Annotated in this window: 16 protein-coding genes; 4 read left to right on the top strand and 12 right to left on the bottom strand. The window is 70.4% G+C overall.

Going from position 1 to position 14977, the window contains the following annotated elements; all coding sequences use genetic code 11:
- Positions 1-123: 123 nt before the first annotated feature.
- Positions 124-1104, top strand: a complete 981-nt coding sequence (locus ACIBJE_RS24240) for a dipeptide epimerase (RefSeq protein WP_396751960.1) — start codon at positions 124-126, stop codon at positions 1102-1104.
- A 64-nt stretch (positions 1105-1168) separates the two neighbouring features.
- Entirely contained in the window at positions 1169-1780 is a 612-nt protein-coding gene (locus ACIBJE_RS24235) for an NADAR family protein (protein WP_396751958.1), read from the top strand.
- Between the two features lie 135 nt (positions 1781-1915).
- Here the strand turns inward: ACIBJE_RS24235 and ACIBJE_RS24230 are convergent, their stop codons facing one another.
- The 10 genes from ACIBJE_RS24230 to ACIBJE_RS24185 all read right to left on the bottom strand — a co-directional run bounded on the left by ACIBJE_RS24230 (position 1916) and on the right by ACIBJE_RS24185 (position 12748).
- The gene (locus tag ACIBJE_RS24230) at positions 1916-2662 is read right to left on the bottom strand and encodes a GntR family transcriptional regulator (RefSeq protein WP_396751955.1); all 747 of its coding nucleotides are present in this window, start codon (positions 2660-2662) and stop codon (positions 1916-1918) included.
- Between the two features lie 89 nt (positions 2663-2751).
- Positions 2752-3954 carry a dipeptidase gene (locus tag ACIBJE_RS24225; RefSeq protein WP_396751953.1) on the bottom strand — a complete coding sequence of 401 codons (1203 nt, stop codon included), beginning with the start codon at positions 3952-3954 and terminating at the stop codon, positions 2752-2754.
- Between the two features lie 33 nt (positions 3955-3987).
- The gene (locus tag ACIBJE_RS24220; protein ID WP_396751950.1) at positions 3988-4977 is read right to left on the bottom strand and encodes an ABC transporter ATP-binding protein; all 990 of its coding nucleotides are present in this window, start codon (positions 4975-4977) and stop codon (positions 3988-3990) included.
- Positions 4964-5947 (bottom strand): ABC transporter ATP-binding protein, encoded by a 984-nt coding sequence (locus ACIBJE_RS24215; protein WP_396751947.1) that lies wholly within the window; start codon positions 5945-5947, stop codon positions 4964-4966. Before ACIBJE_RS24215 ends, ACIBJE_RS24220 begins: the two co-directional genes overlap by 14 nt.
- Positions 5944-6780 carry an alpha/beta fold hydrolase gene (locus ACIBJE_RS24210; RefSeq protein WP_285790291.1) on the bottom strand — a complete coding sequence of 279 codons (837 nt, stop codon included), beginning with the start codon at positions 6778-6780 and terminating at the stop codon, positions 5944-5946. Before ACIBJE_RS24210 ends, ACIBJE_RS24215 begins: the two co-directional genes overlap by 4 nt.
- Positions 6777-7958, bottom strand: coding sequence for a M24 family metallopeptidase (locus ACIBJE_RS24205; protein WP_396751944.1), 1182 nt, complete (start codon positions 7956-7958; stop codon positions 6777-6779). Before ACIBJE_RS24205 ends, ACIBJE_RS24210 begins: the two co-directional genes overlap by 4 nt.
- Positions 7959-7960: 2 nt before the next feature.
- Entirely contained in the window at positions 7961-8842 is an 882-nt protein-coding gene (locus ACIBJE_RS24200) for an ABC transporter permease (protein WP_396751942.1), read from the bottom strand.
- A 97-nt stretch (positions 8843-8939) separates the two neighbouring features.
- Positions 8940-9893 carry an ABC transporter permease gene (locus ACIBJE_RS24195; protein WP_396751940.1) on the bottom strand — a complete coding sequence of 318 codons (954 nt, stop codon included), beginning with the start codon at positions 9891-9893 and terminating at the stop codon, positions 8940-8942.
- A 30-nt stretch (positions 9894-9923) separates the two neighbouring features.
- Positions 9924-11549, bottom strand: coding sequence for an ABC transporter substrate-binding protein (locus tag ACIBJE_RS24190; RefSeq protein WP_396751938.1), 1626 nt, complete (start codon positions 11547-11549; stop codon positions 9924-9926).
- Positions 11546-12748, bottom strand: coding sequence for a dipeptidase (locus ACIBJE_RS24185; protein WP_396751936.1), 1203 nt, complete (start codon positions 12746-12748; stop codon positions 11546-11548). The genes ACIBJE_RS24190 and ACIBJE_RS24185 overlap by 4 nt, the downstream gene beginning before the upstream one ends.
- Before the next feature lie 484 nt (positions 12749-13232).
- On the opposite strand from ACIBJE_RS24185, the gene ACIBJE_RS24180 reads away from it, so the two are divergent.
- Entirely contained in the window at positions 13233-14075 is an 843-nt protein-coding gene (locus ACIBJE_RS24180) for a DUF72 domain-containing protein (protein WP_396752119.1), read from the top strand.
- 158 nt (positions 14076-14233) lie between these two features.
- Here the strand turns inward: ACIBJE_RS24180 and ACIBJE_RS24175 are convergent, their stop codons facing one another.
- Positions 14234-14419 carry a DUF397 domain-containing protein gene (locus ACIBJE_RS24175; RefSeq protein ID WP_396751934.1) on the bottom strand — a complete coding sequence of 62 codons (186 nt, stop codon included), beginning with the start codon at positions 14417-14419 and terminating at the stop codon, positions 14234-14236.
- The gene (locus ACIBJE_RS24170) at positions 14412-14678 is read right to left on the bottom strand and encodes a Scr1 family TA system antitoxin-like transcriptional regulator (protein ID WP_396751932.1); all 267 of its coding nucleotides are present in this window, start codon (positions 14676-14678) and stop codon (positions 14412-14414) included. The genes ACIBJE_RS24175 and ACIBJE_RS24170 overlap by 8 nt, the downstream gene beginning before the upstream one ends.
- A gap of 64 nt (positions 14679-14742) precedes the next feature.
- On the opposite strand from ACIBJE_RS24170, the gene ACIBJE_RS24165 reads away from it, so the two are divergent.
- Entirely contained in the window at positions 14743-14871 is a 129-nt protein-coding gene (locus ACIBJE_RS24165; RefSeq protein ID WP_396751929.1) for a hypothetical protein, read from the top strand.
- Positions 14872-14977: the final 106 nt, after the last annotated feature.

Genomic DNA, 14977 nt, shown 5'->3' with positions numbered 1-14977 from the left:
CTCCGGACCGGCTGACGCCGGCAACCGGCTGCGAGGAAACAACTTGGTCGGTCGAGGACGAACCTCCGTCACATAGATTGCATACCATCGATTTCTCGTGCCGCCGGACGGAATGAGGACTCGATGGAGCTGAGCTACGCCTTTCTCGACATCCCCTTCTCGTTGCCGTACCACTTCGCGAGAGCGAGTCTGCTGGCCACCCGACTGGTCCGGGTGGAGCTGCGGGACGGCGACGTCCGGGGCCGCGGGGAGGCCACCCTGTTCGAGAGCCCGTTCCCCGACCCGAAGGCCGCCACCGCCGAGCAGGTGGAGCAGGCGCGGATCGCGATCGGACAGGGCGCCGGCCGGGAGGACCTGCTCACCCTGCTGCCGGCCGGCGCGGCGCGCAACGCCGTCGACGCCGCCCTGTGGGACCTGGCGGCCAAGCGCAGCGGACGCCGGGTGTGGCAGACGATCGGCCTGCCCGAGCCCACCCCGGTCGAGGACATGCTCACCGTCTCGCTCGCCGACGAGACCCAGTTCGTCCAGGAGCTGAAGGACAGCCAGGGACGCCGGGCCCTGAAGCTGAAGCTCGGGTCGGAGGAGGACGTCGAACGGCTGGAACTCACCCGCGCCCACCGGCCCGACGCCGAACTGGTGGTGGACGTCAACTGCGGCTGGACGCCGGACCGCCTGGTGGCGATGCTGCCGGTGCTCGCCCGGCACGACGTCCGGATGGTGGAGCAGCCGGTCCGGCCCGAGCACGAGGAGGCACTGCGGGGGCTGCCCCGGCAGGTGCCCCTGATAGCGGACGAGTCGTTCTACGCCGAGGAGGACCTGCCCCGGATCGCCGAACTCTACGACGGGGTCAACATCAAACTCGACAAGTGCGGCGGGCTCACCGCCGCGCTGCGGATCGTCGCCCAGGCCCGGCAACGTGACCTGCGCATCATGGTCGGTTGTTTCGCGGCCACCTCGCTCGCCTCCGCCGCCGCCTTCCAGGTCGCGCACCACGCCGAGTTCCGGGACATCGCCGGGCACCTGATCCTCACCGAGGACGTGCAGCCGTCGATGCCGTGTGTCGACGGCTGGCTGAGCCCGCCCACGCCGGAGCTGTGGGGCTGAACGGTCACCGGACCGACCGCTAAACCGGAGGCGGCGCCGTGCGTCGTACGCCACACTTGCCGGCATGTCCGTGCAGGTGTGGAACGTCGCCGAACTGACCGACGCGGTGCGTGCCGGCCGTACCCCGAAGTTCCTGTTCTTCTGGGGGCACCGGGCCCGGCCGGACGGCACCGCCGGGCCCGGCTGCCTCAGCCAGTGGTGGCCGGCGCCGTTCACCGTCGACGGAATCGGGTTCGCCACCGCCGAGCACTACATGATGTGGGCCAAGGCGATGCTCTTCGGCGATCGGACGACCGCCGGGAAGGTGCTCACGGTGGTACACCCGAACGAAGCCAAGACCCTGGGCCGTCAGGTCGTCGGCTTCGACGAACGGACCTGGGAGGAACGCCGGTACGAGATCGTGGTGGCCGCCAACCTCGCCAAGTTCGGCCAGCATCCGGACCTACGGGCGTTCCTGCTCGCCACCGGGGAGCGGGTGCTGGTCGAGGCGAGTCCGCTGGACCGGATCTGGGGCATCGGCCTGGCCGCCGACGACCCGGCCGCCGCCGACCCCGCCCGGTGGCGCGGGCTGAACCTGCTCGGCTTCGCGCTGATGCGGGTCCGGGCGGCACTTCGCGACGGAACACCGGACGCGGCTGCGTACGGCGACCCGACGGGACAGGCCGACGGGCGCTGACCCCCGCCCGGGGAGGGACACCGCCGATGCCCGCCGGTGGACCGGGGTCCGGCCCACCGGCGGGCATCCGTGCGCGGAACCGGACCGACCGACCGGGGGGACCTCACCGCGCCCTGGCCGAGCGGCCGGAACCGCTCACCGGGCCGGTTCGGGTTGCCCGCCCCGGCTGATCCGCAGGGTCAACACGTCGGTGCGGACCGTGATGTGCCCGTGGAAGAGGGCGACCCCACCCGCTCCGTAACCGATCTGGGTGGCGGTGACCAGCGGGTGCCCGAGCGCTACGCCGAGGCGCGCGGTGGACTCCTCGTCGGCGAGCACGGCGACCAGTTCGATCTCGGCCCGCCGGACCGGCATGCCGGTCGCGCTGGCCAGGAACTCGAACATGTCCAGGTCGATGCTGAGCAGCCCGGACGGGTCGAGGTCCCGGCCGTCGAAGCGCAACGGCAGGTGATCGCGGATCCAGGCCGCCGGGACCCCGTCCACGGCGAAGAGCCGGTCGACCCGCCACACCGGCGAGTCCGGCGCCACCCCGAGCACCTCGGCGCAGCCGGGCGGGCACTTGGCCCGGCTGACCGCCGCGTCCTGGAGCGTCGGGCGGTGACCCGAGGCGGTGATCCGGTCCCGCAGCGCGGTGACGTCGCCGATCGACACCGGCACGCGTTCCACACCGTCGTGCACGAACGTGCCGATACCCCAGGTCCGGGTCACCACGCCCTCACCGGCGAGCTGACCCAGCGCCTCCCGGACGGTGGCCCGGCTGACCTCCAGCCGGTCGGCCAGGTCCCGCTCGTTGGGCAGCTTGTCGCCCACCCGGAACTCGCTGCCGATGAGTTCCCGTAGCCGACTGTGCGCGGCCTGTAGCGCGGTCTCGCGCCGTCCCATCCGCCCTCACCTCATCGCTGTCCGCCGCCGGCCGCGGCGTACGGAGTGTAGTTCGTCGGTGCCGACCCGGCCGATAGGCCGACCCGGCACTACCAGACCTGTTCCAGGACCCGGAGGGTGTTGCCGCCGATGACCTTGGCGATCTCGTCGTCGGAGTAGTCGTGCTTGACCAGCCAGCCGACGATGTTGCCGAATGCCTCGCCCGGGTTCTCCATCCCGGAGACGTACTCCACCCGGGGGTGCTCCGGCCGGTCGCCGGCGTCGTGCGCGTAGTTGCCGGCGTACGTGTTGTGCACCCCGACGTGGTCGCCGAACATCGTGTCCGGACCGAACGTGACGTGGTCGATGCCGACCAGGTCCACGCAGTACGTGAAGTGGTCCATGATCGACTCGATCGAGTGGTGCGGGTGGTCCGCCGAGAGGGTGGTGTGCGGGGCCGCCTCGATGCCGATCACGCCACCCCGCTCGGCGCAGGCCCGGATCACCTCGTCCGGCTTCATCCGGGGGGTCTTCCAGACCGCGCGGGCACCGGCGTGCGTGATGAAGACCGGCACGCTGCTGGCCTCGACCACGTCCAGGCAGGTCTGGTCGCCGGAGTGCGAGATGTCGATGGCGATGCCGAGCTTGTTCATCCGGTCCACCGCGCGCCGCCCGAAGTGGGTCAGTCCACCGTCGTGCCGCTCGGAGAGCCCGCCGCCGAGCATGTTGGCCTGGCTGTAGGCGATGCCGAGCTGGCGGACGCCGAAGCCGTAGAGGATGTCGATCCGGTCCAGCTCGTTCTCGATCGGGCTGGCGCACTCCAGGCCCGCGACGAGCGCCAGCCGGCCGTCCCGCTTGGCGGCGTGGATGTCGGCCAGCGAGGTGGCCAGGAAGACGTGGTCCTGCTTGTAGAGGTCGCTCATCCGCATCCCGAGGGCGTAGACGAGGTCGTTCCACTTCCAGCCGTTCTCACTGGTGACGCAGGACGCGCCGGCCATGAAGTTGTCGAACACGGCGGTGAGGCCGGAGCGGGCCAGTCCCTCGTAGCCGGTGCGCTGGCGCGCGGTGCGGTTGTAGGCGCGCAGCTCGCGGACGTCCTCGGGCAGGACCACCGGGTGCTCGTGCAGGGAGATCGCGACGTGCTCGGCGAGCAGCCGGGTCACGCGCGAACGCTGGGCGTCGGTCAGGCCGAGGTCGTGCTCGGGCACCCGGCCGACCTCCTGCGCCAGGTCGAACACCCGGTAGTCCGTGTGCGGCTCCAGGTACGAGTAGGACCTGTGCCCCTGGTACCGGGGGGCGGGTTCTTGCAGCAAGACACCTTCTCCTTGGGGAACGGTCGCCGGACGCTACGCGGCCAGCGGGTAGTGGCAGGCAACCGGATGTTCGCCGGCGGCCAGCGGCGGTTCGGTGGTGGCACAGGTCTCGGTCGCCTGCCAGCAGCGGGTCCGGAACCGGCAGCCCGAGGGCGGGTTCACCGGGCTGGGCGGGTCACCGGCCAGCAGGATCCGCTGGCGTTGCCCCCGGGCGGCCGGCTCGGGCACCGGCACGGCCGAGAGCAGGGCGGTGGTGTACGGGTGCCGGGGCGTGTCGTACAGGCTGTGCTCCGGCCCGGTCTCCACCAGCTTGCCGAGGTACATCACCGCCACCCGGTCGGAGATGTGCCGGACCACGGACAGGTCGTGGGCGATGAAGACGTACGCCACGCCCAGTTCGTCCTGGAGCCGTTCGAGCAGGTTGACCACCTGGGCCTGGACCGAGACGTCCAGCGCGGAGACCGGCTCGTCGCAGACGATCACGTCGGGTTGCAGGGCGAGCGCCCGCGCGATGCCGATGCGCTGACGCTGCCCGCCGGAGAACTGGTGCGGGTAGCGGTCCAGGTGCAGCTGCGGGTCGAGGCCGACCAGGTCGAGCAGTTCCTTCACCCGGTCCAGCCGGAGCCGCTTGTCCAGCACGTCCGGGTGGATCTCGAAGGGCTGGAGCAGGATCTCCCGGATGGTGCGGCGGGGGTTCAGCGAGGTGTACGGATCCTGGAGCACGATCTGGATCCGCCGCCGCAGCGCACGCAGGTCCCGGCCCCGGACCTTGTGCACCACGGAGGTGCCGAAGGTGACCGCGCCGGAGGTGGGCTGTTCCAGCCCGACCAGCATCCGGGCCAGGGTGCTCTTGCCGCACCCGGACTCGCCCACCACGCCGAGCGTCTCGCCCCGACGCAGGTCGAAGGAGACCCCGTCGACGGCGCGGACCACGCCGCCGGAGGTGAACGGGACCCGTCCCTTGAGCGGGAAGTGCTTGACCAGGTTCTCGACCCGCAGCACCACGTCGTCAACGGGTGGCACCGAGCACCTCCTCGTGGTGGTGGCAGGCGCTGGCCCGACCGGCGGGCAGCGTCTCCAGTGGCGGCAGGGTCACCCGGCACTCGTCGGTGACCCGGGGGCAGCGCAGGTGGAACGGGCAGCCGGTGGGCAGCCGGGCCGGGTTGGGCGGGGCGCCGGGGATGGCGTAGAGCACCTCGTCGCGCCGGTCCACCCGGGGCATCGAGGCGAGCAGCCCCTCGGTGTACGGGTGCGCCGGGCCGGCGAAGATCTGCCCGACGCTGCCCCGCTCGACGATCCGGCCGGCGTACATCACCGCCACGTCGTCGGCGACCTCGGCGACCACCCCGAGGTCGTGGGTGATCAGCAGGAGGCCCATGCCGCTGTCCCGTTGGATCTCCGCGAGCAGCTCCATCACCTGGGCCTGCACGGTGACGTCCAGGGCGGTGGTGGGCTCGTCGGCGATCAGCAGGTCCGGTTCCAGGGAGATGGCCAGCGCGATCATGATGCGCTGCCGCATCCCGCCGGAGAACTGGTGCGGGTAGTCGCGGATCCGGTCCTTCGCGGCCGGGATGTGGACCCGGTCGACCAGTTCGACGGCGCGACGGCGGGCGTCGGCCCTGGACATGCCCCGGCGGACCCGCAGCACCTCCATGATCTGGTCGCCGACGGTGAAGACCGGGTTGAGCGCGGCCATGGCGTCCTGGAAGACCATGCCGATCTCCTCGCCGCTGACCCGGTCGCGCTGCTTGCGCGGCAGGGTGAGCAGCTCCCGACCGCGCAGCCGCACCGCGCCCTCGACCCGGGCCGGCGGCGTGTCGAGGATGCCCATCACCGCCTGCGCGGTGACGCTCTTGCCGGAGCCGGACTCGCCGAGGACGGCCAGGGTCCGTCCGGACTCGACCTCCAGGGAGACCCCGTTGACCGCGTGCACCGGCCCGCTCGGGCCGGGGAACTCGACCCGCAGCCCGGCGACCTCCAGCAGGCTGGTCATCGCAACACTCCGGCCTCGGCGAGGAAGTCGCGCACCACCTGCTGGAACAGCTCCGGCTCCTCCAGCTGCGGCGAGTGCCCGGACTTCTCGAAGACCACCAGTCGGGCGTCCGGGACCAGGTCGGCGATGACCTGCGAGGCCGCCACCGGGGTACGCCAGTCGTGCCGGCCCACGGTGACCAGGGTCGGGCAGGTGATCGACGGCAGCTTCGGCTTCAGGTCGTAGCGGGGCATGTTCTGCCCGAAGGCCGCGTTGTGCGTCCGGTAGTGGAACCGGGTGGCGGCGAGCTTCGCCTCGTCCTTGGCCGGGTCGTGCTGGTGGTCGTAGAGCGGCAGGATGCCCTTCCAGTACTCGCGCAGCTGCTCGTTGCTCTCGAACCGGCCGGTGCCGATCCGCTCGATGATCCACTCCGGGATCACCGACCGGTCGGTGCTGCGGGCCCGCTCGACGGCGAGGTGGTCGTGGGCGGTGTCGGCGGCGGTGTCCCGCAGGATCATCGCGGACACCCGGTCCGGGTGGGCGATGGCGTACTCCATCGCGATGAACCCGCCGTACGAGCCGCCGGCCATCACGATCTTCTCGTAGCCGAAGTGCTCCCGGATGGCGTCCACGTCGGCCACCCACTGCTCGTGGGTGAACGGCTCGTCGTCGCTGGACTCGCCGGAGCCCCGCGCGTCGAAGACGATGACCCGCATCCGGTCGGCGAACGGCCCGAACGAGCGCTTCGGTTCGTTGCGCGAGCCCAGGCCGGGTGCGCCGTGGTGCACGATCATCGCCGGCGCGTCGGTCGGGCCGAACGCCTCGACGACCAGTTCCGCTCCGTTGATCTTCATCGGACCCCCTCGATGACGTTCGATGCCAGGTCGCGCGGGTAGCCGGTGAGCCGGCGCGGACCGTCCGCCTCGACCAGGACGGTGTCGGAGATGCGGTAGCCGGCGTGGCCGGGAACGTAGACACCGGGCTCGCTGGAGAGCAGCATCCCCGGGGCGAGCACGGTGTCGTCGCCGTCCTCGACCCAGGGCGCCTCGTGGTTCTGCAAGCCGATGCCGTGTCCCTGCCGGTGCCGGATGAAGTCCCCCAGCCCGTGCCCGCGCAGCACGTCCAGGCAGATCTTGTTGACCTCGGCGCAGGTCCGGCCGGCGACCATCGCCTGGGTGCCGACCTCCTGCGCCTCGCGGTCGGCCTCGTAGTAGCGCACCTGCTCGGCGGTGGGCTCACCGACGACGAAGGTGCGTTCGCTCTCCACGAACCGGCTGGCCACCGCCGCGCCGAGGGAGAGAATCAGCGTGTCCCCGGGCTGGATCCGCCGACGGGTCGGCAGGCCGTGCGGCAGGGCCGAGTTCGGGCCGGCGTAGACCAGCCCACCGGCCAGCTTGGTGGTGTAGACGACCAGGTCGTAGTCGGCGTACATCCGGTCGGTGCCGTACCCGATCACGTGCCGGGCGATCTCGTCCTCCCGGGGCAGCGGTCCCCCGGTGGCCAGCGCCTCCTCGATCAGCGCCCGGCCGGCGGCGAGCATCTCGTCGCAGATCCGCGCGGCGGCCTCGTGGAACGGGACCTCCTCGGGGAACTTGCGCAGCCGCAGCCGGGCCACCACGTCGGTGGTCTCCAGGGTGGCTCCGGTGATCGCCGTGGACAGGGCCCGGAACGCTCCGACCGACACCCCGGCGCCCACCCCGATCCGGCGGGCCGGACCGCCGGTACGGGACAGCGCCGTGGCGAGGGTCTGCTCGGCGGTCACCACGCCCGGGTACTCGAAGTAGCTGACTGTCTCCACGGTCACGCCCTGCTGGGCGGCGTACTCCTCGTCGAGGCGCGGGATGACCAGCAGCGGGTCTCCCTCCCGGGGCATCCACAGGTAGACCGGGCGCTCGGTGGCGATGTAGAAGAAACCGCTGAGGAAGGCGACGTCCGCCGGGGACGTGGCCAGGAAGCCGTCCAGGCCACGCTCGCCGAGGGCCTCGGTGAGCCGGGCGCGCACGCTGGTGTAGAAGCTGTCGGGCAGTCGCATGGTCAGCCTCCGTTGCCGCGGGGGTCACGGGTGTCGTTGAACCGCATGCCGGCGACCGTCGCCGAGAGCACCAGCAGCAGGATCGCCAGGGACGGGAAGAGCGTCTGCCACCAGGCGATGGCGATGACGCCGCTGCGCTGGGCGTTGAGCAGGATGCGGCCCCAGGACCAGGCGTCCGGGTCGCCGAGACCGAGGAAGCTCAGGCCGGCCTCGGAGATCACCGCGCGGGAGGCGGTGAGCAGCACGCTGACGATCACCAGCGAGACGACGGCGGGCAGGATCTCCCGGGTGACGATCCGCCACCCGGTGGCGCCGAGCACCCGGGCCCCGTCGATGTACGGCATCGCGCTGATCACCAGGCCCTGCGACCGGATCAGCCGGGCCACCTCCGGCCAGGCGAAGAATCCGATGATCAGGGTCAGCGTCCAGACGCTGGGGTTGACCACCGCGGCCAGCATGATCATCAACGGCAGGGTGGGCAGCGCCAGCATCACGTCGGTGATCACCGTGGCGACCGCGTCGAGCGGACGGAAGTACGCCGAGGCCAGGCCGATCGCGGTACCCAGGACGATCGCGATCACCGAGGCGGCCAGACCGATCACCAGGCTGGTCCGGGTGCCCCAGACGACCTGCGCGAAGATGTCCTGTCCGAGGTCGTCGGTGCCGAACCAGTGCGCCCCGGACGGAGGTTGCAGCACGTCCGACCCGGCACCGGCGGGCTCGTCGGCGATCAGTGGCGCGAAGACCGCCAGCACCACCATGACCACCAGCACCAGGACGGACAGCGCCGCCGAGGGCTGGCGCAGGTAGCGGCGCCAGGACCGCTTGACGGGAGCCGGGGCGACCGGCGGCACCGTCTGCTCGGTCAGCACGGGGGCGCTCACGGCGTCCTCCCTTCGGGAATGGGGGTGGAAAGGCCGTTCACAGGGCCGGTCTTCCGTTCGCGACTGCGGGGCTCCGCTCCGCTGCACTCCTCGCGCTTCACAGGCGAATCCGGGGGTTGAGGACGGCGTAGAGCATGTCGGTCAGCGCGTTGGCGAAGACCACGGTGACGGCGAGCATGATGAACGCGCCCTGGAGCACCGGGTAGTCCTGCTGCCCGACCGCCTCGTAGATGAGCCGGCCGACGCCGGGGTAGGCGAACACCGTCTCGGTGAGCACCGCGCCGCCGACCAGGGTGCCCAGTTGCAGGCCCATCAGGGTCAGCGCCGGCAGGATCGCGTTGCGCAGGCCGTGCTTCCAGACCCGCCGGGTGGCGGAGAGGCCCCGGGCCTGGGCGGCCCGGATGTAGTCCTCGCCGAGCACCTCGATCATGTTGGTGCGCAGGGTCAGCGCGTACGGGCCGAGCTGCACCAGCACCAGCGACAGCACCGGCAGCACCAGGTGGTGGAGCAGGCTCAGGTAGGCCGCCGTGCCCCGGGTGTCCGGGTCGATCGCCCCGCCGATCGGGAACCAGCCGAGCTGGGCGCCGAGGAAGACCAGCAGCAGCATGGCGACGCTGGGCACGAAGAGCGCGTGCCCGCCGATGCCGAGCGCCTGGAGCATACGGTCCAGCCACCGGCCCCGGTGCACGGCGGCCCAGACGCCGATCGGGATACCGACGGCGATGGTGATGACGAACGCGCTGCCGGCGAGGAGCAGCGTCCACGGCAGCCGGTCGACGATGATGTCGGTGACCGGCTGGATCTGCCGGAACGAGATACCCAGGTTGCCCTGGAGCATCTCGCGCAGGTACGACACGTACTGCTCCCACAGCGGACGGTCCAGGCCGTACGTCTTGAGCAGCGCCGCCTGCATCTCCGGCGTCATGTCCCCCTCGACCATCAGGGTCGTGGGGTCCCCCGGCAGCAGCCGGAGCAGGAAGAACGTCGAAGTGATCGCAATCCACACGGTCAGGACGGCCTTCAGTGCCCGACTGAGCACGAAACGCGCCACGGGGGACCCCTCCTCTCCCTCTGGTTGGGGCTAGCTGGCCGGCTTGACCTGGGCCAGCGAGTACGCGGTGACCATGCCGAGCAGGTCCGACGGCGACGGGGCGAAGCCGGTGAACTTGCTGGCGTTGTAGGCGAACTGGAAGTTCTCCACGTACAGCGGGGTCAGGTACGCCTGCTCGTGCACGACCTTGTCGATGTTCTTGATCTTGGTCTTGAACGCCTCGGGGTCGGTGGTGCCGGCGGCGTCGTTGATCAGCCGGTCCATCTCGGGCGACTCGAGCAGGTTGTAGTTGATGCCACCCGGGTTGCTGGACAGGTAGGTGCTGCGCAGCTGGTCCATCGGGTTGTCGAACACGCCCCACTGCGAGGCGTCGATGTCGTACTCACCGTTCTTGGTGCGGGAGAGGAACGTGTTCCGCTCGACGCACTCGTTCTCCAGCTTGATGCCGGCCTTGGCGGCGCTCTCCCGGAAGAGCTGCACCACCCGGGTGATGTTCGCGTTCGACTGGTCGCAGGCCACGCCGAAGTTCAGCTCGTCGAAGAAGCCGTCGCCGTTGCCGTCCTTGTAGCCGGCCGCGGTCAGCTTGGCCTTCGCGCCCGCCGGGTCGAACGGGTACGGCTGGATCTCGGTGTTGTCGTAGTCCGAGAAGATCGGCGAGATCGGGCCGGCCATCTGCTGGGCGTCACCCTGGAGCACCGCCGAGATGATCGACTTGGTGTCCACGGACATCGACAGCGCCTGCCGGACCTGCTGGTCGGCCAGCTGCTTGTTCTTCATGTTGTAGGTCAGGTGCGCGAAGCCGAGCGCGCCGACCTTCTCCAACTTGATCTTCGAGTCGCCCTCGAAGGTCTTCGCCGCCGACACCGGCACCGGGGTGCCCATCATGTCGATGTCGCCGTTGCGCAGCGCCAGCATCATCGTGTTCACGTCCGGGTAGACCCGGTACTCGACCTGGCTGACGGCGGCCTTGCCACCGGGGGCGAGCGGGTAGTTCTCGTTGCGCTTCATCACGTAGCGCTGGCCCTTGGTCATGCTCTCCAGCACGAACGGCCCGGCCCCGACCCAGTTCGAGTCGTTGGGGAACTTGGACAGGTCACCGGCGGACTCGAAGACGTGCTTCGGCACGATCGACATCCAGAAGCCGACGCCCTCGGCGAACGGCGCGTACGGCTGGGAGAGCCGGAACTTGACCGTGGTCGCGTCCGGCGCCTCGATCGACTCGACCCAGGTCAGCTTCGCCGCCACGTTGCCGAGCTTGTACTTCATGATCTGCTCGGCGCTGAACTTGACGTCCTCGGCGACCACCGGCTTGCCGTCGGTCCACTTGAAGTCGTCCCGGAGGACGAAGACGGCGGTCTTGCCGTCGTCCTCGTAGCGGTACTCCTTCGCCAGCTCCGGGGCCTTCTTCGCGCTCTCGTCGATCCGCAGCAGGTGCGGGTACATCGCGTTGAGGATCCACGAGTCGGTCTTGCTCAGCGACTGGAGCGGGTTGAAGTTGCTGACGTCCGTGGTGGTGCCGATGCGCAGCACCGAGGAATCCGTCGAGTTGCCGGAGGAGGAGTTGTCCTCGTTCAGGCCGCACCCGGAGACACCCAGCGTGGCCGCCACGCCGAGGGCGACAGCGAGCCGCCAACGACCCTTGACTGTCTTTTTCACCAAACCTCCTGAAGAACCCGGATGATGTTGCCGCCGATGACCTTGGCGATCTCGTCGTCGGAGTAACCGTGCGTAACCAACCACCCGACGATGTTGCTGAAGCACTCGGCTGGGTTCTCCATGCCGCTCACGTACTCGACCCGGGGGTGGTCCACGACGCCGTGGGCCTGCCCGATCGCCAGGTGCTGGGTGAAGCTGTCGTGCAGCCCGACGTGGTCACCGAAGTTGGTGTCCGGGCCGAACGCCACGTGGTCGATGCCGACCAGCTCCACGCAGTACGTGAAGTGGTCCATCACCGACTCGATCGAGTGGTGCGGGTGGTCCGCCGAGAGGGTGGTGTGCGGAGCGGCCTCGATGCCGATCACGCCACCCCGCTCGGCGCAGGCCCGGATCACCTCGTCCGGCTTCATCCGGGGGGTGTTCCAGACCGCGCGGGCACCGGCGTGGGTGATGAACACCGGGACCCGACTGGCCTCGACCACGTCCAGCGAGGTCTGGTCGCCGGAGTGCGAGATGTCGATGGCGATGCCGAGCTTGTTCATCCGGTCGACCGCGCGCCGCCCGAAGTGGGTCAGCCCCCCGTCGCGGGTCTCGGAGAGGCCGGAGCCGAGCATGTTCGCCTGGCTGTAGGCGATGCCCATCTGGCGGACGCCGAAGCCGTAGAGGATGTCGATCCGGTCCAGCTCGTTCTCGATCATCGTGGCCGCTTCCAGACCGGCCACCAGGGCGATCTGGCCGTTCCGCTTGGCCTCGAAGATCTGGTCCAGCGTGGTCGCCACCACCACGTGGTCCTGCTTGGCGACGTCGGCGAAGCGCAGGCCGATGTCGTAGATGACGTCGTCCCACTTCCAGGCGTGCTCGCTGGTCACGCAGCCGGTGCCGTTCATGAAGTTGTCGAAGACCGCGGTCATGCCGGAGCGGGCCAGGCCCTCGAAGCCGAACGAGTTGCGTCCGGTGCGGTTGTAGTCCCGCAACTGCGACACGTCGGCCGGCAGGATCTTCGGGTGCTCGTGCAGCGAGATGGCCATGTGCTCACGGAGCAGCCGGGCGACCCGGGCGCGCTGGTCGTCACTGAGGCCGAGGTCGTGTTCCGGCACCCGACCCACCTGCGGCGCGAGCGCGAAGACCTTGTAGTCGACGTGCGGCGTCAAGTAGTCGAAGGACCGGTATCCGGCGTAGCGGGGGGCGGGTTCCTGCACTCGTCAACTCACCTCGTCCGGGGTAGAGGTCTGAGGAATGAGGTCTGACCTCATGCCTCCCCGGACGCTAGTCCAGCGAAAACTCCTCGGGAATAGTCCGTGACCTGACCGTTACCTCAAACGGCAACATTCCCGCAGGTCAGGACGATGCATGGGCGAATCGCGACCTGCGGGCGAGGCGGACCAGCCCCGTCCGCCCGACCCCGCCCCAGCCGAACGGACGACCCCCACCGCAAGAGGTCAGACCATTGACCGACTCGTCGCCGCCTGACCGGCGCTCGCGCTGCTGATCAACTCGTGATGCGGCATGTCGGGTGTCCGACCGGCCGGATGCCCCGACCTGCCGCACAGCGAGTTGATCAGCGGGGTCCGGCGCACCCGCCGACGCCGACGGTCGGCCGTGCGCCGGGTTCGTCCGTATACCGTGTCGGGACACGTCGACGGGAAGGAATCCGGGAGCATGCGGCTGCACGTGGGGTGCGCGATGTGGACGCTCAAGGCGTGGCAGGGGCGGATCCTGCCGCACCCCCTCCCGACCAGTGAGCGGCTGCGGCACTACGCCGGCTGGTGCGACGCAGTCGAGGGGAACACCACCTTCTACGCCACCCCGGCCCGGGAGACCGTCGCCACCTGGGCCGACCAGACCGGCCCCGACTTCCGGTTCGTCCTGAAACTGCCCCGGACCGTCACGCACGACCACCGCCTCACCGACGCCGACGAGCCGCTGCGCGCCTTCCTGCACGCGATCGAACCGCTCGGCCCCCGGGCGCACGCCCTCTGGATCCAGTTGCCCGGCTCGTTCACCCCGGCCGACCTGCCCACCCTCGCCCGCTTCCTGCGCGGGCTCCCCACCACCCACCGGTACGCCGTCGAGGTCCGTCACCCGGCATTCTTCGACGACCCCCGCGCGGTACGCCTCCTCGAAGAGGTGCTCACCGACGCCGACGCCGAGTGGATCCCCTTCGACACCACGGCGTTCTTCCAGAGCCCGCCAACCAGCGACGCGGAACGGGACGCCTGGACGAAGAAGCCGCGTATGCCGCTGCGGACACGGGCCCTGACCGACCGGCCGGTCGTCCGGTACCTCGGCCGCGACGACACCGCCCGGACGGTCGAGGGTTGGCAGCACTGGATCGACATCGTCGTCGGGTGGCTGCGGGAGGGCCGCTCCCCCACCGTGTTCGTCCACACCCCGGACAACGCCGACGCGCCCGTGCTCGCCCGCCGCTTCCACGACGAGGTACGCGCACGCGTACCCGGCCTGGCACCCCTGCCCGAGCCGATCCCGGTCGAGCCGAGCCCGGTCGAGCCGCTGACCCTGTTCTGACCCCCGCGTAGGGAGCGCTGCGGTACGCGGGTTCCACCGGGCGACGAAGTCCGCGCCGGCCTGCCCGGCGGCGGCCAGGCCAGCCGGCCGTGGTCACCGCAGTCAGGCTGCCCCACCTGACGCGAACGCTTTCGCCAGGACGACTCGCCGACGGAGAACTACGGACGGAGACCGCCGGCCTTGAGGGTGGCGGTGAAGGCGGTCCAGGCGGCGGGGATGAAGCTCAGCGTGCCGGCAGCGGGGGCCTTGGAGTCGCGTACGTCGACCTCGACGCCCCGGTCGCGGACCTCGACGCACTGGCCGTTGCTGCCGGACCGGCTCGACGTGCGCCAGACGTTACGCACCGTGCTCGCTCAGCTCCCTGATGAACTTGATCGACTCGGCCGGCGACCTGGCCAACATCTTCAGATTGTCGTACGCCGCCGACAGCCGCGCCAGGTCGTGGCTCGACTCAAGGAACAGCTCACCGGCCAACGTCTCGATGTAACCCAGCGGCGGATCGTCCTGCTCGAAGGTCAGCAGGGCAAAGCCGCTGCTGTCCGCGAGATGCGCGCCGGCCTCGAAGCGGAGCACCTGGATCGTGCCGTTCGACAGTTGGCTCACCTTGACCAGGTGGTGAAGCTGCTCGTGACGCCGAGCCAAGGGGACACGGCGCGGCACCCGCGCGTTGACCTGCTTCTACCAGGCGCTGCTGGTGCTGGTCTCGGTTCCGTGGGGCCGAGACGTGACCCTGCTCGGCGCGGGGTTCGGCATCTCCATGGCGACCGGGTACCGCTACCGCGGCGGGACCGGGTAACGGCGGGACGGCGGGACGGCGGGACGGCGGGACGGCGGGACGGCGGGACGGCGGGACGGCGGGACGGCGGGACGGCGGGACGGCGGGACGGCGGGACGGCGGGACG

The sequence above is a fragment of the Micromonospora sp. NPDC050187 genome (assembly GCF_044459745.1).
Taxonomy (GTDB): domain Bacteria; phylum Actinomycetota; class Actinomycetes; order Mycobacteriales; family Micromonosporaceae; genus Micromonospora.
Note: the sequence above shows the minus strand (reverse complement) of the source record. Positions and strands in the feature narration are given on the sequence as shown.